Annotated in this window: 19 protein-coding genes; 9 read left to right on the top strand and 10 right to left on the bottom strand. The window is 46.2% G+C overall.

The window, feature by feature from the left end; translation table 11 throughout:
• Window positions 1-133 precede the first annotated feature (133 nt).
• From A3EU_RS0122210 to A3EU_RS0122185, 6 genes are all read right to left on the bottom strand, one after another.
• Window positions 134-784 (bottom strand): Crp/Fnr family transcriptional regulator, encoded by a 651-nt coding sequence (locus A3EU_RS0122210; protein WP_020538409.1) that lies wholly within the window; start codon window positions 782-784, stop codon window positions 134-136.
• Window positions 785-807: 23 nt separating this feature from the next.
• Window positions 808-2,076, bottom strand: coding sequence for a porin (locus A3EU_RS33200; protein ID WP_020538408.1), 1,269 nt, complete (start codon window positions 2,074-2,076; stop codon window positions 808-810).
• Window positions 2,077-2,094: 18 nt separating this feature from the next.
• A complete protein-coding gene (locus tag A3EU_RS0122200) occupies window positions 2,095-2,511 on the bottom strand; it encodes a YeeE/YedE family protein (RefSeq protein ID WP_020538407.1) in 417 nt (138 codons plus the stop codon).
• Window positions 2,512-2,523: 12 nt separating this feature from the next.
• Window positions 2,524-3,111, bottom strand: coding sequence for a YeeE/YedE family protein (locus A3EU_RS0122195; RefSeq protein WP_044086328.1), 588 nt, complete (start codon window positions 3,109-3,111; stop codon window positions 2,524-2,526).
• A 111-nt stretch (window positions 3,112-3,222) separates the two neighbouring features.
• Window positions 3,223-3,534, bottom strand: a complete 312-nt coding sequence (trxA, locus tag A3EU_RS0122190; protein WP_020538405.1) for a thioredoxin — start codon at window positions 3,532-3,534, stop codon at window positions 3,223-3,225.
• The gene (locus tag A3EU_RS0122185; RefSeq protein WP_020538404.1) at window positions 3,531-3,755 is read right to left on the bottom strand and encodes a hypothetical protein; all 225 of its coding nucleotides are present in this window, start codon (window positions 3,753-3,755) and stop codon (window positions 3,531-3,533) included. Before A3EU_RS0122185 ends, trxA begins: the two co-directional genes overlap by 4 nt.
• Window positions 3,756-3,867: 112 nt before the next feature.
• On the opposite strand from A3EU_RS0122185, the gene A3EU_RS0122180 reads away from it, so the two are divergent.
• From A3EU_RS0122180 to A3EU_RS0122140, 9 genes are all read left to right on the top strand, one after another.
• Window positions 3,868-4,548: a cysteine dioxygenase gene (locus A3EU_RS0122180; RefSeq protein WP_020538403.1), complete on the top strand. Its 681-nt coding sequence runs from the start codon at window positions 3,868-3,870 to the stop codon at window positions 4,546-4,548.
• Between the two features lie 34 nt (window positions 4,549-4,582).
• A complete protein-coding gene (locus A3EU_RS0122175; RefSeq protein WP_020538402.1) occupies window positions 4,583-5,248 on the top strand; it encodes a response regulator transcription factor in 666 nt (221 codons plus the stop codon).
• Window positions 5,249-6,625 carry a sensor histidine kinase gene (locus A3EU_RS0122170; RefSeq protein ID WP_020538401.1) on the top strand — a complete coding sequence of 459 codons (1,377 nt, stop codon included), beginning with the start codon at window positions 5,249-5,251 and terminating at the stop codon, window positions 6,623-6,625.
• Window positions 6,626-6,706: 81 nt separating this feature from the next.
• Window positions 6,707-11,032, top strand: coding sequence for a CusA/CzcA family heavy metal efflux RND transporter (locus A3EU_RS0122165; protein WP_020538400.1), 4,326 nt, complete (start codon window positions 6,707-6,709; stop codon window positions 11,030-11,032).
• 275 nt (window positions 11,033-11,307) lie between these two features.
• Complete coding sequence (locus A3EU_RS0122160) at window positions 11,308-12,453, top strand: efflux RND transporter periplasmic adaptor subunit (RefSeq protein ID WP_020538399.1); 1,146 nt, start codon at window positions 11,308-11,310, stop codon at window positions 12,451-12,453.
• A gap of 84 nt (window positions 12,454-12,537) precedes the next feature.
• Complete coding sequence (locus A3EU_RS0122155) at window positions 12,538-13,551, top strand: c-type cytochrome (protein ID WP_020538398.1); 1,014 nt, start codon at window positions 12,538-12,540, stop codon at window positions 13,549-13,551.
• 32 nt (window positions 13,552-13,583) lie between these two features.
• Window positions 13,584-14,288 (top strand): c-type cytochrome domain-containing protein, encoded by a 705-nt coding sequence (locus A3EU_RS0122150; protein ID WP_020538397.1) that lies wholly within the window; start codon window positions 13,584-13,586, stop codon window positions 14,286-14,288.
• Between the two features lie 7 nt (window positions 14,289-14,295).
• Window positions 14,296-14,673, top strand: a complete 378-nt coding sequence (locus A3EU_RS0122145; protein WP_044086325.1) for a hypothetical protein — start codon at window positions 14,296-14,298, stop codon at window positions 14,671-14,673.
• A 39-nt stretch (window positions 14,674-14,712) separates the two neighbouring features.
• Window positions 14,713-15,585: a DUF5777 family beta-barrel protein gene (locus tag A3EU_RS0122140; RefSeq protein WP_020538395.1), complete on the top strand. Its 873-nt coding sequence runs from the start codon at window positions 14,713-14,715 to the stop codon at window positions 15,583-15,585.
• Here A3EU_RS0122140 and A3EU_RS0122135 read toward each other — a convergent pair.
• The 4 genes from A3EU_RS0122135 to A3EU_RS34865 form a co-directional block, all read right to left on the bottom strand.
• The gene (locus A3EU_RS0122135) at window positions 15,582-16,208 is read right to left on the bottom strand and encodes a carbonic anhydrase (protein WP_020538394.1); all 627 of its coding nucleotides are present in this window, start codon (window positions 16,206-16,208) and stop codon (window positions 15,582-15,584) included. The two genes, A3EU_RS0122140 and A3EU_RS0122135, sit on opposite strands and share 4 nt — an antisense overlap.
• A 224-nt stretch (window positions 16,209-16,432) precedes the next feature.
• Complete coding sequence (locus A3EU_RS35590; protein ID WP_083937529.1) at window positions 16,433-16,699, bottom strand: DUF2490 domain-containing protein; 267 nt, start codon at window positions 16,697-16,699, stop codon at window positions 16,433-16,435.
• Between the two features lie 156 nt (window positions 16,700-16,855).
• Entirely contained in the window at window positions 16,856-18,724 is a 1,869-nt protein-coding gene (locus tag A3EU_RS0122125; RefSeq protein WP_020538392.1) for a proton-conducting transporter transmembrane domain-containing protein, read from the bottom strand.
• Window positions 18,725-18,854: 130 nt separating this feature from the next.
• Window positions 18,855-23,036 (bottom strand): putative inorganic carbon transporter subunit DabA, encoded by a 4,182-nt coding sequence (locus tag A3EU_RS34865; RefSeq protein ID WP_020538391.1) that lies wholly within the window; start codon window positions 23,034-23,036, stop codon window positions 18,855-18,857.
• Window positions 23,037-23,228: the final 192 nt, after the last annotated feature.

The following is a 23,228-nucleotide window of genomic DNA, read 5'->3' as shown; positions in this document are numbered from 1 at the left end:
TTACCTCATAAACAGCCACTTAACTGGGATCAGCTATCGTAAAAAGGAGTTGATTTTACAAAAAAAAGCGGACTAAAGCTCCCAAAACCTAAAACATGCCTAACTAATCAGAGGAACGCAATAGCGAAGACAGCTACAACAACCTCACCTGGTTCCTCCCGAGTTCTACTTTCCCCAGGTTTTCCATTTTTTTCAGCAGGCGGGAGATAGCTTCGCGGGAAGCATTGAGGTCATTGGCAATCTCTTGGTGAGTGGCCTCAATCAAGGCATTACCAGTAGCTTCCTGGCGGGCATTCAGGTATTCTTGCAAGCGTTGATCCATGTTATTGAAAGCAATACTGTCGATGACTTTCACCAGTTCAATGAGGCGATTATCGTAGCTCAGCATGACAAAATTCTTCCAGCTTTGGTATTTGCTCATCCACTGATCTACGTACCGGATGGGGATGCCAATCATCGTGGTATCTTCCACGGCCTCGGTCCGGATCATGCTTTTTTTATTCATCATGCAGCAGCTGAAAGACATGGAACAGGTATCACCTGCACTCAGAAAATAAAGCAGTATCTCCTTGCCATCCAGATCGTCTTCTTTGGTAACTCGGATACTTCCTTTGATAATCAGTGGCACCATTTTGATATAGCTGCCGTAATCCATAATGACTTCACCTGCTCGAAAATGCATCAACTGGCCATTTTCGGCAACCTCGGCCTGCAATTCGCGTTCCGCAATTTGTGGAAAATTTTGATGTAAAATTGTACTGATATCTCCGGTTTCGAAGGTCATGGTTTTATTTAATTTTTGCTAAACTACATAATTGCGACCAAACCTAAGCCTAGCCAATCTCCTCGCAAGATAGGGCCTACCCCGCTTTGGAAAAAATAATTGTTCACATCAGCTCCAGCTCCAGCCATGCCTGCATCTCCTTTACTGAAAGTATAGTGCATGCTCAACTTCAGATTAGATGTAAAGTAAAAATTACCTCCAATATCTGCTACGGTTTCCTCGCCAGCAAAGGCCGACAAGATAGTAGCGGTTGATTGATCAACGGTAGAGAGTGGCCCTGACAGCTGGGTCACCATACCGCTGGGTTCCAGCCAATACTCGCCGATTTTAAAGGTATAACTTAGACGCAGGTAAGCCGTTTGTGCGGAGGTCGAAATATCTTCATAACCACGACGGCCTAGCACCAAGTACTCGCCATCAAGACTCCAACCATCATAGTTGCCTAAAAAATCAAAGCCGTAGGCATGATTATCCTGAAACACATCTGTCTTTGCTTGCCACGCACCCTCAAGTGCCAAGCTCAGCCCTCGACGTTGGCCAAAATAATTGATCTTATGCCCTGGTGTATATGATTTTGATTCAGGGTCTCCCAGGTAAGCCACCAGCCGACCCGTCAATAACGGTGAATAAACATCACCTACCGAGTTACCACCGTAAGCTTTCATTGCTGGGTTAAATACCCCGACATCATAACCCCATGATAGTTTTTCTTTTAAAAACAAGCCTCCAACATTGACCCCTAGCGCGCGGCCCGGCCCAATACCTACCAAATGTCTACGCAGGTAGTTTTGCACCCAAGCCTTTTCTATAGAAGTACTTCTCAAGGCAGAGGTAATACTCTCCCTACCGATTTGGGGTACCTGATAACCCGCTACAAGATGGGCTTTCTCGCTTTGTGGGCTTAAGCGCCATTGTACAAAAGCATTCCATAAACGTATCTGGGGAGACCCACCGTTATTTGCGCCCCCCTCGGTGGCTGCCAATAGGTCGCGCCCTACTAGATCAGCAGCCAAGGTAAAATTAAACTTGATGCGATCACCAACTTTTCCTTTTAAGCCAAACCGGGAACGTCGAAGTTGAAAATTGAGCCGGTCGTCTACCTTTTCATACTTACCTTCATCAGGTCGATAGACTTCCTCTCCTATCGTGTAGCTGGTCCACACTTGCAAAGCGGCCAAAGGTTCTATTTTTACTTGTTCCCAAAGCGCTGGCAAGGTGGTTGCAGAGGTCTGGGTATTCCCTAAAACTGCGGCAAACAATAAAGGAATAAGTAGTAAACGCAAATGATACATAATAGCGGAGCAAATCTTTTAGTGAGGTAGTTTGTCTTTTACAACGCCATAAGTGTAAGTACCCAAGGTGCCGCCAAGAATCACCAGGGCCATGATGCCAAAACCTTGACCTAGCAGTACAAACATTGGCCCTGGGCAAGCACCCATAAGCGCCCAACCTAAACCAAAGATGCTACCTGCCAGCAAATGCCGGGGAATATGCAACTGCATGGGCATATAGCCCACAAAAGTGTCTCGCCAGGTTTTCACCTTAAAACGCTTCATCAAAGCAATGATAATGGCACCCAGCACTACGGCAGTACCAATAATACCATACATATGAAAACTTTCGAAGCGGAACATTTCGTGAATACGAAACCAAGAAACGGCTTCCGATTTGGTCATAATGATACCAAAGACCGTTCCTACCGTAAAAAAGGATATGAATTGTTTCATCTTTATTTTTCTTTAGAAGATCAAAGGCATAATTACCCAAGTCATTAACAAGCCTCCGATGAAGAAGCCAATAACGGTAATCAATGAAGGAAGCTGAAGGTGCGAAAGTCCGGTAATTGCGTGCCCAGAGGTACACCCCCGGCCATAACGCGCACCAAAACCTACTAGAAAGCCACCGATAATGGATAGGATAATTCCTTTAGGACTGGTAAAATTGAAAAAGTCCGTCGGTAAAAAGCCATCTCCTTGCGGATAAGCCATCCCAAAATCTTCTTTAAGGTGAGTAAGCGTACTTTCAGAAATAGCCACTGCTTCTGGGCTTCCCAAAAAGTAAACCGCAATAAAACCACCAAGGACAGCCCCCAGCACAAATGCCAGGCGCCAGTTTTCGTCTTTTAGATCAATATCAAAAAAAGAATGGCGTTTTCCTGCCCCTGCCATCGTACAGAAGTTGCGGAACGCTGTAGACACACCAAAACTGCGCCCCATCCAGGTCATCAAAAACAGGATAGCCGCGATAGCTACTCCTGAAATGGACCAGTGCCAAGGCTGCCGAATAAGGTCCACTATCGAGGACGCAAAAATTACAAATGCGATCATTGGAAAGTAGTTAGTCTTAACAAAGAGCTTGTTCCAAAATTCATGGACAAGCTCCAATAATTACATAAAAATACAAATTAGCACTTTTATTTGTGCCATCACCTTATCTCACTAGGCTACAGTTGCCTGGTTAATCACATGAAGTAAGGCCGTAGCGGATTGCATGCCGGACTGACGCCATTTCATTTCACCATTCTGAAATAGTATAAAAGTAGGTACTCCCCGAATCCCTAGCTGGTTGGCCAGAGCTTGGTTTTTATCAATATCTACCTTTACAATTTTAGCTTTTTCGCCAGCCTCTGAGGCTACTTCCTTGAGGATTGGGGCCATGGCTTTACAAGGTCCACACCATTCTGCAAAGAAATCGACCAATACTGGCTGCTCGCTATTGATCAGCTCTTTGAAAGATTTTTTATTACTCATTTTGCTGTTAGTTTTAAAGACTTAATAGCCAGACGCAGGAGTAAAACCCAGGGCCAGCCATGCCAAAATAAATCAAACCAGTCCATCATTGCCATCCCTTTAGCACCACCGGCCAGCCAACGAAGCTTGCCAAACAAGTGGGGTTCAGGATAGAAAGGTGCTAGCCCAAGGAACAAGCAGGCTAGTATCACCATTTTCCAATCATTAATAAATGCGGACATAGATTCTCATTTTGCTCGGCAAAAGTAAGGGCTGCTAATAAAGGGATCAGTGATATGAGTCACAGTAGTTGTCCTTCTGAAGAAAGAACTTTGTAAAAAATCAAAATACCAGATGTCAAACGCCCTTCATTTGCCGGCTTCTCTTAAATACATTGTAGATACACTAAAAGTTGATCAACAAGTAGATCCACGTCGTATGGCTCAAATTGTCAAAGCAGCCAACGTTAAAGCGCAGGACCTACAGGCTTGGTCAGACTTCCAGCATTCGCCTGCTGACAGCTATGGTCGTAAACTCGTGGCGCATGGGCCCAATTTTGAAGTAATGGTCATGTCCTGGTTGCCCGGAGATTTTTCCGCCATTCACGATCACGGCCATACCCAATGGGGAGCAGTACAAATTTTTGGTCAGGCTGAACATGCAACCTTTAGGGTTCGCCAGCAGCAATTGCGGACCACTGCTCGCTGGCAGGTACAACCTGGAGATATCGTTCCTGTAGGCCACGACCTCATTCACCAAATGGGCAACCCGACCCAGCAGCCTTTTCTTAGTCTTCACGTTTATGGTTTTCCAGAGGCCATTGATAACGTCACCGGCGATGCTCGCATCTACGATCCAGTTAAAGGAGTTATTCAACGAGTCGACGGCGGCGTGTTCTATGCTTTACCGCCTACAGCGATCAAAAGAATAGAGTCCGGTTTCCGAGGAGACATCCCTACCCAACGACGCCATCAGCAAGATTTGCAGTACCGTTTAACACAAATGCAAAAGGCTAGAATCTTAAGCCATTCTTAAGACAAGTCCTCTTCCTCCTTTGTAAATTTGCACCATGAGAGTTTTAGTTGTTGAAGACGAGGCAGGTATTGCCAATTTTATCAAGCAAGGACTCGAAGAGGAAGCTTATGCCGTAGACGTAGCTGACAATGGAGTCACTGGTTTAGACTGGGCCATGACCAACACCTACGACATTATGCTGCTCGACTGGATGATGCCTGGTAAGACCGGACTTGAGATTTGTCAGCAAATCCGAAAACATCATATTGCTACTCCCGTTATTTTCCTGACCGCCAGAGACACCTTGCAAGATACCCTGCAAGGCTTGCAAGCTGGTGCCAATGATTATATAAAAAAGCCTTTCCATTTCGAGGAGTTATTAGAGCGCATCAAGGTACAGCTACGCCCCAACAGCGGTGAACACGAGCGTTTTACGCTGGGAGATATCGTGTTGGATGTTGCTGCCCACCAAGTATGGAAAGCAGGAAAGGAGGTGGCCCTTACCCAAAAGGAATTTGCGCTCTTGGAGTACCTGATTCGCAACAAGGGGAAAGTTTGTCGCCGGTCCAGGATCATTGAAAGCGTGTGGGATATTCACTTTGATTATAACACTGGGGTCATTGACGTCTACATCAATGCTATCCGCAAAAAGCTAGACCTTGACAAAGACGAAGACTTGATTCAAACCGTGCGTGGGGTGGGTTATATAGCAAAGGAATAAATGAAGCTATCGTTTAAAAATAGAATTGCGCTTTACTACCTGCTGGCTACGGCCAGCGTGGTAACGGTCGTCTTTTTTCTCATTTATTTTGTAGTACAAACGGCTGTTTACAGCGAACTGGACAGCAACTTATCTTTCGAGGCACATAAACATAGTGAAGAGATACTTATCCACAACGACAGTATCTTTTTTAAAAATAAAAATGAATGGGCCGAACGGGAACACCGCGAAGTACAGGTCAACCCCGTTTTCATTCAGTTGGTTAATAGTGCCGGAAAAATCATGGACAAGTCGCCCAATCTCATGGGCGATGCACTCGCTTTTGATCCATCACGAGCTTTCGACATCCACTTTGATACAGGGCTCAACCAACAGCAAATCAGGCAAATCCAGCTCCCCATCAAGCAGGAAACACAACTCAAAGGATACATTTTGGCGGCGATGTCGCTAGAGGGACCCAAATTGGTACTTGCCAGCCTCAAGCGGTTGCTATTATGGCTTTTTCCGATAGTGTTGGGCTGTCTGTTTTTTATCACTCGTTTTCTTGCAGGACAAAGTATCAAGCCTGTGCAACTGATTACGACTACAACTAACCGGATCACCCGAAACAGCCTCGACGAACGTATTGCGCTACCAGCTACCAAGGATGAACTCTTCACGCTTACCTCCTCTATCAATGAGTTATTGGAGCGTATTCAGAATGCCCTGCAGAGGGAGCAGCAATTTACGGCCGATGCCTCCCATCAACTACGTACGCCTTTAGCAGTACTCAAAGGCACCTTGGAAGTAACCCTTCGCAGGATACGAACACCAGAAGAATACCAGGAGAAAATAAAAATTAGTATCCAGGAAATCGATCGCCTTTCCGTTTTGGCCGATCAGCTTTTACTCCTGGCCCGCTTTGACAGCGAAACGAGTGCAATTACGCGAGAAAAAGTAAGCCTCCTCCCACTGGTGGACAATACCCTGAAGCGATACCAGTCTATTATTGACGAAAAAGCGCAGTCCGTTAAGGTAGAGATTGATCCCAACCTAGAGGTCAACGCCGCTCCTTACTACCTGGATTTGATTATTGAAAACATCCTGACAAACGCCATCAAATATTCCCCGAAAGGGAAGAAAGTAAGCATTCGTGCTTGGTCAGAAAGTCATCAGGTAAGGCTTGCCATCAGTGATGAAGGGATCGGTATCTCTCCTGAACACCTGGAACAGATATTCCACCCCTTTTTTCGTTCAAAAGCCCTCGAACACAAAAATATCAAAGGCAATGGCCTGGGACTTTCCATCGTCAAGAAAGCTTGTGATGCGTTGGGGATTAAAATTATGGTGGAGAGTACGCCGGGAGAAGGGACGCGATTTTATTTAGACTTTCCCTAATCTTAAGCAAATCTTAAGCAAGAGCTAAGAAAACCCTCAGGGACCTGCTCCTATTTTTACACAGTCAAAAACAAGCGTGTAATGTTAGAGCAGATCATTAATTACAGCATTCGTCACAAGCTGATTGTATTGCTTTTTACTATGGGGATTGTTGGGTTTGGGCTCTATGCCTTGTCCCAAATTTCTATCGGTGCCGTACCTGATATCACCAACAATCAGGTGCAGGTAATCACCACTTCGCGGAACCTTTCTACCCAGGATGTGGAACAATTTATCACTTATCCTGTGGAATTAGAGATGGCCAACTTACCTGGCGTAAAGGAGATTCGGTCGGTTTCAAAATTTGGTCTTTCAGTAGTTACCATTGTTTTTGAAGACCGGATGGGCACCTATCTACCTCGCCAACTCATCGAAGAAAAGATCAAAGCGGCCGAAGAGAAAATCCCCGCTGGTTTTGGCAAACCTTTCATGGGGCCAGTCACTACCGGGCTGGGTGAAATTTACCAATACATTCTTGATGTCCGTCCTGGATATGAGGGTCGCTACTCGATTATGGAGCTGCGTACGATTCAGGACTGGATTGTGAAACGCCAACTCTCCGGCATTCCGGGCGTGGTGGAAGTAAACACCTGGGGTGGGCAGCTGAAACAATACGAGGTAGCCATAGACCCTCAACGCTTACGCAGTATTGAACTCAGCGTCACCGAGGTGTACCAGGCCCTTGAACAAAACAATAATATTGCAGGAGGGGGGTACATTGAGAAAACCAATGAAAGCTATTTTGTTCGCGGCGAAGGCTTGATCAACTCCTTGGAAGACATTGAACAAATTGTGGTAGACAACCGCAACGGGACGCCCATTTTTGTCAAAGACATCGCGAAAGTACAGTTTGGTGCTGCTACCCGCTTCGGCGCTATCACCGCCAACGGCCAGGGCGAAAAAGTGCTCGGACAAGTGATGATGCTCAAAGACGGCAACTCTAAAGCCGTGATCGAAAGCGTACAAGATCGGGTTGCACAAATCCAGAAATCACTCCCGGAAGGGGTCTACATCAACGCCTTTCTTGACCGTAGCGTATTGATTGGAAAGACGACCAGCACGGTAGCTGAAAACCTGATTTTGGGTTGTTTGATCGTTATTTTCGTCGTCGTTTTGTTACTCGGCAACTTCCGTTCCGGGCTGGTGGTCGCATCTGTCATTCCACTCTGTTTATTGTTTGCCCTCTCGCTGATGTACCTCTTTGGAGTCGACGCCAACCTGATGAGTTTAGGAGCAATTGACTTCGGTATCATTATCGACGGAGCAGTGATTATCGTGGAATACGTGGCCTACAAAATCACCACCCAAGCAGACCGTCTGAATAGCGTCGACGCATCCGAAAAGCAAAACATGATGGACGAAATCACCTTCAAGAGTACAACCAAGATGATGCGTTCGGCGGTTTTTGGGCAAATCATCATCATTATCGTTTTCATTCCTATCCTTTCGCTGACCAATGTAGAAGGAAAAATGTTTAGCCCGATGGCTCTCACTTTTTGCTTTGCGCTAATTGGGGCGATGCTCTTGTGCTTTACTTATGTACCCGTCATGTCGGCGCTCTTCCTGAAACCTGCCAAGCAAGGTAAGCGCAATATTTCTGTGATGATCTTATCTTTTCTACAACGAATTTACACCCCAACGATGGCTTTTGCTTTGCGCAACAAAGGAGCAGTACTTGCAGTAGCAGCGCTGCTTTTACTAGGAAGTGGGCTACTTTTTTCCCGGATGGGTGGCGAGTTTGTTCCTACGCTCGACGAAGGCGACTTTGTTATTCAACCTGTTTTAAAAACGGGTACTTCCCTTAGTAAAACCATTGAGACCACTACAGCGATAGAGTCCATCCTCAAAGAATTTCCTGAGGTCAATCAAGTGGTAACCAGAATTGGCGCAGCCGAGGTACCAACCGATCCCATGTCTATGGAGGAAAGTGATGTGATCATTACCTTGAAACCTTTCCACGAATGGACGACTGCCGACACCAAAGATGGACTGGCGGATGCTTTTAAAGAAGCCCTTTCTGTGATTCCTGGTATTGAGTATGAGTTTACCCAGCCCATTGAGATGCGCTTTAACGAGCTAATTACCGGTGTGCGGGCCGACCTTGCCATCAAGGTATTTGGCGAAGACCTGGACGTCCTCAACGACCTAGCTCAAGACATCAAAAAAGCCATCGACGGCGTAGAGGGTGCCGCAGATATTTCGGTAGAAAAAGTGGCCGGCTTACCGCAAATGAGTGTCCGCTATCAGCGAGATAAAATTGCCAAATACGGCCTTAACATCGCCGATGTCAACAATCTTTTGACCATGAATTTTGCAGGCCTCTCCGCCGGTAGTGTCTTTGAAGGCGAGAAGCAATTTGACCTCGTTGTCCGCTATGATGCTCCTTTCCGCAAGGACCTTGAAAACCTGCAAAACAGTTTTGTGCCCTTGCCCAACGGCCAACAAATACCCCTGCGGGAGCTGGCAGCAATAAGCTACACCAAAGGCCCTGCCAAAATCTCTCGCGACGAAACCAAACGCCGAATTGTCGTTGGTGTGAATGTTCGTAATCGCGACTTGGAATCCGTTGTTCAGGATGTGCAGGGGATTATTGAGAAAAACATCGACCTGCCCGTAGGGTATTCCATTACCTATGGTGGTCAATTTGAGAACCTGCGCAATGCTCGCAACCGACTGATGGTAGCGGTGCCCATTGCACTGGCCTTAATTTTCATCATGCTCTACTTCGCTTTCCAATCAGCCAAGGAAGCATTGATGGTGTACAGTGCCATCCCCTTATCGGCGATTGGGGGTATCCTGCTGCTCTACCTGCGGGGAATGCCTTTCAGTATTTCGGCCGGGGTGGGATTCATTGCGCTATTCGGGATCGCCGTTCTGAACGGCATTGTCTTGATTGAGCATTTTAAAGAACTAAAAGCACAGGGCATGACCAACTTGCATCGCCGTATTCTGGTGGGTACCCAACAACGGCTGCGCCCCGTTTTACTGACCGCAGCGGCAGCGGCATTGGGCTTTTTGCCAATGGCATTGTCTACTTCTGCCGGTGCCGAAGTGCAGCGGCCACTGGCTACCGTCGTTGTAGGCGGGCTGATCTCTGCGACGCTACTAACCTTGTTGGTTCTCCCGGTACTGTACGCCTATTTTGACCGTAAGGGAAGAGGACGGAAACGCAAATCAAAAGCCTTGTTGGCACTATTGCCTTTATTGGCATTGTCCTTGCCTGGGCAGACGCAAACCTCGGTTTTATCCCTAGAACAAGTCCTGGAACAAGCATTGGCCAACAATGCCGGGCTAGAAAGTCAACGCTTGACGGTAAGCCAACAGCGAAGCTTATTGCCTGCTGCATATAATATTGACCGAACGCATATCTACTACGGCTATGATCAAAACAATATAGCAGCCAACAATCAACCCTTGAGTATCATTGGGGTAGAACAAACCTTTCAGTTACCGGGCGTTTATCGCGCCAAGCAAGAACTTCAGCAGGGAAAAACCGTCTTGCAGGAACAAGTCTTGCGGCTGGAAGAAAGGCACCTGACCAAGGAGGTTTCCAAAGCTTACCTCACTATCGTCTACTGGGCAAAACGACGAGAAAACTTCCGCTATCTCGACAGTCTTTATCGCGAGCTAGCCAACGCTGCCAGCAGACGCTACGAACTGGGAGAAACCAATTACCTGGAGCAACTCTCCACCACCAGCAAGCAACAGGAAATCACCTTGCAATTGCAACAATGTGACGATGCCTTGGCGGAAAGCTACCAAGCACTCAACCAATGGCTTCAAACCAGAGATTTGTATCAGGTAGACACTAAGGAGTTTCCAGTACTTAGCTCCCAGGATACTTCGCTGAGCAACCACCCCGCCATCGCCTATCTCCAGCAGGAGGAAATCAATGCCGAGATGGCAATGAGGGTTGCCCAAAAGGGACTGTTGCCCGATTTGCAGCTCGCCTATTTTGCCGGCACCAACGGTGCACCGGCAGCAACTGTCTACCACGGCTTTCAGGTGGGTGTGGGTATTCCGCTATGGCGCAAAGGCACAAAGGCACAAATCACTGCGGCAGGATTACAACGCAGCATAATCGCCCAGCAGAAATTGGATTACCAAATACAGCTACAAACGACATCGGCACGGCTACAGGCCCAGGCGACCAAACATGAACGGGCCCTTGAATACTACCGAACGAATGGCCAACAACTGGCTCAGGAAATTATCCATACCTCCACCCGTGCCTTTCAAACCGGAGAGATTGACTTTTTGCATTATCTCCAAGCACTGGATCAGGCCAAACGGATAGAAAATGACTACCTCGACCAACGGCTACAGTACTATTTGACCATTCTGGAACTCAATTATCTTTTGAACTAGTGGTACGACAAGTTGAATTTTGTGGATTGAAGCTTGGTGATTTGTGCATTGCGCTTGGTAGGGTGGTGCTCGCTCACGCTCGTCCCGAAGCCTCGGGACGGCTACCGCCGACGCAGTCGGCACTGCCGCGAGGAACGAGCACCACCGTGAGCGCTAGCGAACACTACCAGCCAGGCGTGGAGATGTGAAACCCAAGCATATGAAACCCACAAAATTCAACTTGTGAGACCAATGGACAGGTTGCCTAAGTTTTACTAATCTACAAATCAATGTTTATGAAAAATATAAATTTTTTCCTCCTGCTTTTTTCCTTCCTCTTGCTGAACACTTGTAATCAACAAGCTGACGAAGGTATTGAAATTGCGGCCTCTTCCGAAGAAGTAAGTGATGGCTTGGTTACCGTTACACCACAGCAATATGCGCAGGCGAAGATGCAACTAGGCACGCTACAAGCACAGGACTTGCCCAATATTGTCACCGCTTCCGGAATGATAGATGTACCTCCCGGCCAGCAAGCTGCCGTGAGTGCCTATGCAGGAGGCTACGTGAAAAACATCCAGTTGATGCCGGGGCAAATGGTCCGCAAAGGACAGCGCTTGTTTACTTTAGAAAACCCGGAGTTACTGGTTCTTCAGCAGAATTATCTGGAAACTGTAGCACAGCTGGCTTACCTAGAAGCAGATTACCAACGTCAGGAAACTTTGGCCGATGAGAACATTGCTTCGCAAAAAAACAGCCTGAAAGCAACGGCTGATTACGAGGCGACCCTGGCGCGTACCGAAGGACTCAAGGCCCGCCTCCAATTATTGGGTATCAGCACCAAGGATTTGACGCCCACTGCCCTGGCCAACAACATGACCATTTATGCGCCTATCAGTGGTTACATCAGCGAGGTGAATGCTATGCCAGGGATGTATTTGCAACCCCAAGACGTAGCGCTAAAGATCATCAATACCAGCAGCCTTCATGTAGAGTTGGACGTTTTTGAAAAAGATATTCTTTCGATCAAAATTGGACAAAAAATCCTATTTCGTATTCCTGACACCGGGACTAAAACCTACGAAGCAAAAGTTCACATCATTCAGAAAACACTAGACCCCGAAACCCGCCTGGTGAGAGTACACGGAGAACTGAACCAAGATGAGGGCCTCTTGCTCCCAGGCATGTACGTGAGTGCCGAAATCATGACCAATGACTTAAAGGGCATGTCGATCCCGGAAACGGCATTGGTTAGTGCTGGCGAAACGACCTATTTATTGGTTTTAAAAGAAAGAACATCTCAGCAAGTCTCCTTCGAGCAGCGGATGGTAAAAACAGGTATACAACGAGATGGTTGGGTGCAAATACTAAATCCCCAGGCCTTTCAAGCACAGGATTCTATCCTTATCGAGGGCGCTTTTAATCTGATTGGGATAGAGTAAAAGGCGACTTATTTTCGCGGGAGGCAACCCTTTGGAGCTGACTGCCGTACTGAGTGGCAATTCATCATCTGAAGTATATTCTTTATGCTGAAAGCGAGTTTAATATTATCCTTACTAGGGAGCATTTTGTTCATTGCCCGGCCCAACCTCAAGGAATGGACAGGGAACGACAGCTTGCAAAAAGTGCAAGCGGCACTTGGCGAACCTCTACCTCCTCATTACCTGGTGCCGACGGATGATCAAGTCCGCATTGGCAAAGAATTAGTGCTGGAAGGGCGTACAATAGGGCCTGATGGCCAGCGCACCAATTTTATCAGCAAGTATTATGCTTGTACCTCTTGTCATAATATTGAGCAGGAGGACCCTGACCTGCGCGTAAGTGATCCCGAAGCGAGATTGCCTTACGTAAAGGCAAAAGGTCTCCCATTTCTTCAGGGTTCTACCTTCAAGGGTATCGTCAACCGGAAGAGTTGGTACAATGATGATTACGTCAAAAAATACGGTGACGAGAAAATCGAACGAGCACATAATGACCTTCGGGAAGCCATTCAACTGTGTGCGGTAGAGTGTTCGCAGGGAAGACCGATGGAAGATTGGGAAATTGAAGCCGTATTGGCCTATTATTGGTCATTGGAGTACACGCTTGATGATCTTGGCTTAACAGCGGAAGACCTAGCGCAACTCAACCAAAAACAGCAAAATGAGGCTCAGCACCCCGCTTTGCGCGAATGGCTCCGTAGCTTTTACAATACCAAATCACCCGCCCATTTTTTCGATGCTCCCCCCGATAAAGAGCAAGGTTATGAAGGGCTAATAGGACGACCAGCCATAGGGCGTGACTTGTATGAACTAAGCTGCCTTCACTGCCATCAGGCCGGAGGGGTTTCGCATTACGTTTTGGATAATTCCGAATTGAGTTTTCGACATTTACAGCGCATGATCCCCAAGGATTCTCACTTTTCGCTTTATCAAATCATCGCCTATGGCACTTACGCTATCCCAGGGCACCGCCCTTATATGCCCCACTATCCAGAAGAGCGAATGAACCAGCAGCAAGTAGAGGATTTACGGGCCTACATTGAACAAATGGCACAGTAAAACGAAAATTAATCATCATCAATAATACCACTATGCAACGACTCCTGCTTTTCTGTGGCATTTTGGCCACCTTCCTTTTTGTGGCTTGCACCACAGACCCCGTCATTCCTGTCGGAGGTCTTCCTGTCATTCCGCCTACCCAAGACCCTGGTACTACGAATGAATGTGAAGACGGCATCATTTCTTTTCAACATCAAGTACTACCTCTCATGGTCTCTGCCTGTGCTTACAGTGGGTGCCACGATGTGATCTCCCATGAAGAAGGAGTGATTCTAGATTCCTACGAAAAAATTCTACGCGAAGTAAAACCCGGCGATCCTGGCGACAGTGAACTTTATGAATCCATTACCGAAAACGGAGACGACATCATGCCCCCGCCACCAGCTGCTCGGCTGAGTAGTGCGCAAATAACCATGATCAGAACCTGGATACAACAGGGGGCTGAAAATACAGATTGTGGCACGCCTTGTGATCCACAAGCGTTCGCTTTTACAGCAGATATCCGGCCGCTTATCGACAACTATTGTGTAGGCTGCCACAACAACAGCCGCCTGGAAGGTGGTGTCAATCTATCCTCATATTCCAATATCCTGACCTCTGTGAATAACGGTAGCCTGATGGCGACTATCCGCGGTGATCAATACTATCCAATTATGCCTCCCACCGGCAGTCGATTTAGCGATTGTCGTATTGAACAAATACAAAACTGGATCAATGATGGTGCTCCGAATAACTAAGCTTACCATGTTACGCAATACGACTTACGCCCTGGGATTTGTCTTTTTGTTGGTCAACAGCAGTTGCTATTATGACAATAAAGAAGACCTCTACCAGTACATCATCGACGAAGAATGTACGGCTACAGAAGCTACATTTATCACCGACATAGTCCCCATTATAACTGACAACTGTAACCGCTGCCACCGCAATGGTCGCGAAGATGGGAATGTCAATCTGGAAGGCTATAACCGGGTATTGCCTTACGCTCAAAACGGCCAACTACTGGGCACCATGGATCATGCCGCGGGATATAGCATCATGCCCCCTAGCGGCCCCAAAGTTTCTTTTTGCGACATAGAGAAAGTAAAACTTTGGCTGGATGCCGGAGCTTTGGATAACTAGAATTAAGGTACAAGGTACTTGGTATATCAATCAAGAAAAATGATCAATAAATCTTTATTTACTAGCAGTTTGATTCTTATCCTCCAAATTGCTTTCCTGACTACGATATGCGGGCAATCAGCCGATAAACAGTATATCTACGAAACGTTCCGAGGTACACGAGTGATCAATGGCCAATCGGTAGAAATGCGGCGAGGCGGTGAAATGGAAATGATCATCAACCACCGTTTTGGAAGGGTCAATGGTGGGGCCTATGAATTTTTCGGACTTGATGAAGCCAATATCCGGATTGGATTGGATTATGGTATCACCGACTGGCTCACCATAGGTGTAGGCCGCAGCTCGCTGGGAAAGGAATTTGATGGTTTTCTAAAAGTAAATTTACTGCGTCAATCAACTGGTGGCAAGGGGGCGATGCCCCTATCCGCTACCTTTTATTCCAGTGTTGCTTATAATTCCTTACGGGACAGTGATCCGCTACGGCCTATTTTGCAGCAGCATAGGTTTAGTTATGTTTCGCAATTGTTGTTAGCTCGAAAATTTTCCGACCGCCTTTCCTTACAACTGGCTCCTACCTATGTACACTTTAATATTGTAAACACCCAGGACGTGTCGAATGACAAGGTCGCCCTGGGTGCTGCGGGAAAATATCAGCTTTCCAAAAACTGGGCACTGACTTCCGAATATTATTATACGTTGCCTGTTTACCAACAGGCTGATCGTACAAATGCCTTATCTATTGGTTTTGACCTGAATACCGGTAGCCACGTTTTTCAATTCCATTTCACCAATAGCACTGCCATGATTGACAAACAATTCATTGGCGAAACCACTGGCAACTGGTTAGACGGTGATATCCATCTCGGATTCAATATTGTACGAACCTTTAAACTAAAAGGAAGGAGGTACTAGTCTAAGCGGTAAATTTCTCTGATCTCTGAAAGAATGCCCTCAAAGTCGATTTCCAAATCGATCAGTTTACCACTATGGATGTCAAAAACCCAGCCATGAACGGTAATATCTCGGTCGCGGAAAGCAGTTTGAACATCGGAGGTCTTCAAGACATTTACACACTGCTCCTGTACGTTCAGTTCTACCAGTCTTTTGTACTTTGCTTCTTCATCAGTAATGGCATCCAATTCATCTTGGTGTAAACGATAAACGTCACGGATATTCCGCAGCCAGGGGTTCAAAATACCCAAGTCAGCAGACTGCATGGCAGCTTTTACCCCGCCACAAAAATAGTGTCCACAAACTACTACGTGCTTGACCTTCAGGTGGCTTACCGCGTAATTGATCACCGACATCGCGCTCAGGTCCGTATTCGGCACCATGTTCGCAATGTTCCGGTGAACGAAAACATCTCCTGGCGTTGCTCCCATCATGTCTTCGGCAGTCACTCTACTATCAGAACAACCAATGTAAAGAATCTCCGGACTTTGCCCCTTAGACAAGTTCTCGAAGTAACTCTTATCTAAACTAAGTTTTTCTGCTATCCAATTTTGATTATTATTAAAAATCTGCTTGATCTTCATTCTTTTCTGTTGTGTAGATGATTCGATTACTGTTCCATAAAGATAGTAATACTTTTATTGTCATTAGTATACCTCACCAACAAAAGAATAAAATCACCGCAAACATAGAATTCTAGATACAACCTCAACAAAAAGCACTTTGAGTACAACTCAAAGTGCGTCCGTGTTTATAGCAAATAACATCTATTCTAGTTGAATCGAAATCCGGAATTACTCACCCAGTCTTATTTAGCCCTAAGGTCAAAATTATAGCTTAATCCTACTTGCAAGGTGTGGTTGTTTTCAATGTGCACATTGTCGGTTTTTACTAGGTATTGATTCATATAACCAACATTTACGGCACTGTTTTTATTCAATCGATATCCCAGGCCACCGTATATCCAGTTTTGATCAAAATAGTGGCTACCGGCTGCTTGCCCTACATTGATAAAGACTTCATTGAACAGCGAAAGGAATACTTTATTTTTGTCAGCCTGCTCATGAGCAGGAATAGAAAGTACTTATTCATAAAACAACTTATTTTATGCTGCTAATAGGTAAAGTTGGTAGGGTGCAACTTGCACCCTACCGAACCGAACAGTAAAAGAATCAATTGGAATAAACAAAATCGAATCCTCAATGAAGAGGGGGACTTCTTCATCAGAAACTTACGAAGAACGATACGCCACTTCGTGATATCCTTTCTTGTGCTGGCCCAGGAAAAGGCGAGCATAAATCCGGAATATGACCAAACCATCCAGAATCAAATTAAGGACGATCAAGATCAGTAAAGGAAATTGGTTTTCGTGAATATGCCCAAGCAGTAAATCCTCACCGATGAAGGTGGGCGTTATTGGAAACCCAGCCAACCCTAGGCATGCTATGGCAAAAACAAAGGCCAACTTGGGGTATTCATAGCTGTGTCCATGAAACTGATGCAGAGAAACCGCCTCGTGCTTGTTACGCAGCTGATTAATCACCAATACACCAATGATGCCTGAGATAAAAATACCACTCAGGTACAAGTGAACCTGATTAAAATCAAAAGCTTCATTGAAGCCAAAAGACAAGGACTGATAGAGCTGATTTACGATAATGAGTACCCAGCTACTACGAGCCGATTTACGTTCCACAAAAGCTTTCAAAATAAAAATCAGCCCAAAAAGTGCAAAGGCTTCTGGCAGATATCGCAACAAACTGGCGGGCAGCGCGTCTTGATGATACACAGCATAAAGCCCCATCAAAAATGGTGGCAAAGCCAGCATATACGTCTGCTTCTCATCCAGAAAACGAAAGGCATTACCCGCCACTTTTAGCGGATTCCAGAAAAAGCGATACATGAACCGATCCAGGTTAAACTCTTTGATACTCAGCACATAAATCGACAGCTTTATTTTGTTCCATAAACCCTGAGTGCCTTGTGCAGCAGGTGGTGTAAAGTGAAAAAACTGGTCATGTATACGGTAACTCAGCACAGAAGGCGACACCAACAATTGGTGACTCCGCAAGAGCGCATTGCCCACAAAGTGGATCAAAGCCACACCATACCAGCCTAAAGCTACCTCCATAAACATCAAGCCTATCTGAGCAATCGAAGAATAGGCAATCTGGGTTTTAATCGACGATTGTACTCGTGCGGTAAGCGTTGCCATAACACAGGTCAACAAACCAACACCACCAATCAGCCAATGAAACAGCAGATTCTCTTCCCAAAACGGGGCCGTGCGGATCAGCAAAAAGACACCAATATGCACCGACAAAGAGCCGTAGAAAATAGCACTCGAAGTCGTTGGGCCCTCCATGGCCCGTGGCACCCAAAAAGAAAAAGGAAACTGTGCCGACTTCACCATTGCCGCCAGCAGAAATACACCGGGAATCATAAACTGGTAGAAACTTTCATCCAGAATATGTGCCTGTGGATTGTGCAAGCCATCCAGTTCCGAAAAGTTAATACTATGCCCAAAATAATGGTGACAAACCCAGATGCCCAATAGCAAGGCAACGTCTGCTACCCTGTACAAGGAAACTACTTTCAGGGCATTCTTTACAGGTAGGTAACGCTCACGATAGAACCCTATCAAGAAGAAAGACGTAACGCCCAATACTTCCCAACCAACAAACAGCGTCTCTAGGTTGCCAGACAATAGCACAAGCACAAGACCAAAGTAGAAGAATTTGAGATTATTGAAAAAGCGCTTATACCCTTTTTCCCTATGAATATAATATTTACTAAAAGTGACAATCACCCCAGTCAAGAAGGTTGCCGTAAGCAGATACACCAACGAGTAAGCATCCAGAAAAAGGCCGATGGAAAATTCCGTTGCAGCTTGGTGATAAAGTACCGGCCCTTGGTAATAAACGGGCTCAAAACCATTGTTGGCCCACAATAAAGCCAGTAGGATTAAGAAAATAAAATTGACACCAACCCCCAACGCCGTAGCGATAAAAATGGGTTGCTCATCCTTGTNATTGAATAGAAAGCCAATACCTAAGGCCAACAAGGGAACGATTAATAAAATTGGCAGTATGAGGTTCATCTAATTATTATTGCGCAGAAAATAAAACGCGATTTTTTTTCAAGTTTTTCAAATAGCTAAAACGCTTAAAATGAAGTGCTTATTCAACTATTATGAAAAACAAAATCGCGTTTTATTTTCGTACTGTTCTTTATTTGTTTTGAGTTGGGTAAATGTGAACAGGGATATTCTCCTTGGTCGCATCTAAAATGTGATTGGTGGCCATCTGCTTGGCTTTGACCATCACTTGCTGAATATCGGATGCTTGTTTCACTGCCCCCAATGATTTATACAATGTAAATTCACCATTATTGAAGTGATACAATTGCCCATCGTCAGGCGAGATCGCCACCAAGTGCAACCAGCCTTTATCAAACCAATCGTAAATAGCCGCAGAAGATTTGATGACTTTCAGCACGATTTCCGGACGGTGCTCGACCATCATCAAGAGGCGTACTGGGTCGTGGTTTTCAATCATTTGCAAAGGCAAACCAGGTCGTAGGTCACCATCGCTACTGTTGGCTACGCCGATCAGTCCCATCACGTTGTGCGGTAATTTGGTCCCCGCACCCATTTTTTCAATATCCATGCGGGAGAAGTAGTACTCCAGGTTGATGCCACCACAAACGGTAGGCAGAGGATTCATTACTTGCAAAAGCACCTCGCCGGTTGGGTCGGTCTGATAATTGTATGTCTGAAGGAATGCACGACGGTCTAGGAACAAGCCTTTCATCCTATCGCGCGAACCCACGTAACACAAAGCATTGGTGCCGTGCCCCAACTCCGGCCGTGGTTCGAAATAAGAAACCGAGCGATTTTTGATCGCTTTTCTGATTTGCTTGATATCCTGATTAATATCAATCGACGCAAAACGACGTGCCCGCTCTTGAGCATTCAGGTCGAGTGCTTCCTCCATGCGTGCATAAAACAACTGATGTTGTGCGGCATTCTCCGGTGTCAGAATTTCGGTATCGTAATACCCTACTTCATCACTAGCAGTATCGTGCATCGCTCCCACAAACTGGGTAGTACCAGGGATATCAATACCCCGCGTTTCCAAAATCAAGCGCACCTTGGGGTGATTGGCCATGAAAGAAAATACCCGCGCATTAATCGCACCAGGCCGCCCACTACAGGCACCGCAATCGTGTGCTCCGTGATGGGGATTATTAGCACTACTACTCCCATGAGCAATAACATAGACCACATCTGTAAAATCTTCCGTCAGACCAATGCCACGGAGAAGCTCTTGTACCACATCGGCCATTTCTTCAATCGTGTAGCCGATCTGTAAGCCATTCTCTCGGTGACTAGGATCTGTATTCTCTATCAGTAGCTTACCGTTGGTATCCATGTGAGAAAAAGCATCGGCAATATCCGCGCGCATCTTGGGACGGAACAAATCACCAAGCATCCGAAAACCGGTAATAAGCCCTAAAGACAAGGCATACATAAAACCTCGGAAAAACGTGTGAGACTCCTTGTTGTGGAATGCCACATTGCGGTGCCCTTTACTCACTTCAATTTCCTTGATCAGGTGTTTGGGCGTGATGGCTACCGGGCAGTTTTTTTCATAAAATTTTCCGCCGTAAGGCTGAAAGTAAATAGCCGCTCCGTAAAAGCCAGGCGCACCGATGGTTTCGCAACGAGGATCTACCGTTTCCAGGTGCCGACGGATAGAATCCTCCCGGTCATCGATGCAAAACATCGCCTGGAAGCTCTTTTTCGCAGGCTGAACTTTGGGAGGCGTACCCGCCAATTGTGATACAGCACTGAGCACCTCATCATAGTAATCCCACTCAAAGGCCTCCTGCCAAAACTGCAAAATTTCTTCTGCTTCGCCAGTGACAACTTCCCGGAAATAATCTTCCGCAGCAATAACAGGTTCCGCGCAAAGCGGCTGCCAACGACTGCCCAAACTTTGATCCAGGGCATCTATTTCCAGTAATAATTCCAATAAAATGAAATCTTGCAGGTTCACAGATTTTGAATACAACAACGTTTGGGGGTTATCCTCAATGGCGTTAATAATACCGCTCCAACCTTTGTGACCAAATTGCTGATCGTAAAGGTATTGTTCGTAATAACGAGAATCGCCTACTACAATATCCAGTAATTCCGAAAGTTCGAGGTCCTTCTTAGCCAATAGTGTTTTTACCCGCTTAGACTTAAAGAAGCTACTAAAGCTGTTCTGCTCCAGCGTACGGATAGCATTTAGTAAGCCTTGATCTTCAAAAGGAAAATGCCACAATGCAATACCTTGATCCAAGTAGCTACAAATGATCCGGAAGAGCAATGGCTGCACCAAGTTATCAAGGTCGACTTTATACTGCTCTTTCCATTGTACCCGTAGCCGCCCAATCCTTGGTGCGTAGGCACTTCCGTATTTTTCCTCAAGCATTTTCTGCCGATAAAGGATAAGATTCTCTCTTCCTTTGTGGCTCACAATGATACGGTCAAGCATTTCCGGCCGGATACGCCCCTGCCGGTAAAGCCCCCTGTATTCTTCGATATTAAAGGTGACCTGGATACCAAAAATCTTTGCGGCACTGAAAATCCCCTCAAAGAATTCCTTTTCCTGAAAGGAGTGTAAAGAATTGTGATGTACAAAATCTTTCAGCGCAGCCTGCGCAGGCAAGTAGTGCTTCAACTGGTGCAACAGGTGCTTTTCATCAAAAGGCACTGCTATTCCTGCTCCTGCTCCTACCGCACCTACAGGTTCTCGGCGACCAGTAACTCCTGCTCTTTTTCTTGCGGCCAGTGGGTGATCGGAAACAGGGCTCAGGCCATCCAGCCCCACAAACTGGACGGTTCCACCTGTGGCATGGTAATCCTTCTCAAAATGATGAAGGTTTTCCATCACCGAGTGGTCAATGATTTTTGTTTCTTCTATTTCAACATAGACCGTTCTACCAGGAGGAACGGCCATTAATTCTTTCTTCAGGCTAAGGTAATTGGTAAAGAGGGCTGTTTCCCCTAACCGAAGCCTTACGGTTCCATCGTCTTCCGTGATTACTTCAGCATCAGATTTGAACAACGACCTCCATGACGCACCTCGGAACAGGTGGATGATAACATTCAGTAACATACCCGCTGCAACACCTACTAAAAGGTCTTCGAAGAGGGTAAAGAAGATTGTCGTGATAAAAATAGCCAATTGTTCCGCGCCAATTTTATAGGTATGGATAAACTCTTTGGGGTGAGCTAGGTTAATCCCCACCACGATCAGCATGGCAGCCAGTGCCGCATTAGGGATTTGCTCTAAAAGAGGATAAGCCAGCATAGCGAACAGGAGCAGAAAGGCACCGTGGAAAAAATTCGCCCATCTCGTTTTTGCGCCTTGCTTGACGTTGGCAGAACTACGTGCTACCTCGGAAATCATCGGCATCCCACCAACAAAAGCAGCCAGTGTGTTGGCTATACCTACCGCAATCATATCCTTATTAGGGTCTGATTTGCGTTTGTATGGATCTAGCAGGTCAACCGCTTTTACGGTCAGAAGGCTCTCCAAACTTCCCACCAGCGTGATCATAACCACGTATTTCAGGAAGATGCCCAATTTAGCAACACCCGAAAAATCCACATTGNATCCTATCTGATCGGTCAATACACCTACTTTCACCAGGGTATAAGCCGGTGCTGTAGTGCCCAACTGAAGGTACATCCCCGCAGGAATTGCAAACAACAGTACTAATAATGGTGCCGGCACCTGCTTTAGCAAAGGGTGCTTGACAAGTGACCATCCCAGCATGATGGCTAAACTCACTCCTCCGATAATCGCAACCTGAGGATCAAGATTCGCGAAAAACTCCGGAATTGCGGCGAACAGAGCCAAAGGGCCTTTGCCGGCCATAAGGGCTGGGTCAACATTGAGGAGTACAGGTATTTGCTTCGCTATAATGATAAGCCCGATCGCCGCCAGCATACCATGAATCGCTGACAATGGGAAAAAATCTACAAACTTCCCCAATTTCAACACCCCAAACAGGACTTGTAGTAGCCCCGCGACTACCATTACACCCAGTGCCAGGTGCCAGCCCTCCACACCGCCACCTAATTCGGTGACTGCTCCGGCAAGAATCACAATCAACCCCGCAGCCGGGCCTTTGATGGTAAGTTTAGACCCTGTGAAAAACGTTGCCAAAAGGCCACCAATAATTGCCGTCACGAGGCCCATTACAGGAGGGAACTCTGAAGCCTTGGCAATGCCCAAACTGAGAGGAAGGGCTAATAAAAACACCACAAACCCGGCAGTAAGATCTGCCACGAAATTCTGTTTAAGGCCTTCCCATCCATCTTTTGGAACAGAAGGCGCTTTATCGTCGATTTGCATACTTAGATTAAATGATCCTCTGACATTTTTGCACCCAAAATTATCAGAGAAGAGATTGAATTTTGACCAATACTGCTATGCAGCTGTTCATAAGAAACAGCAACTATCAGAAAGCCAATTTGGAAAAGAGAAAAGGCAAGCCCCTAATTAGCAATGGCCAAATTAGAGCTTAACAACTGTAGCTACAGCTAA

This window comes from Lewinella cohaerens DSM 23179 (genome assembly GCF_000379805.1).
GTDB lineage: Bacteria > Bacteroidota > Bacteroidia > Chitinophagales > Saprospiraceae > Lewinella > Lewinella cohaerens.
This window is presented reverse-complemented; position numbering and strand designations above follow the sequence as displayed.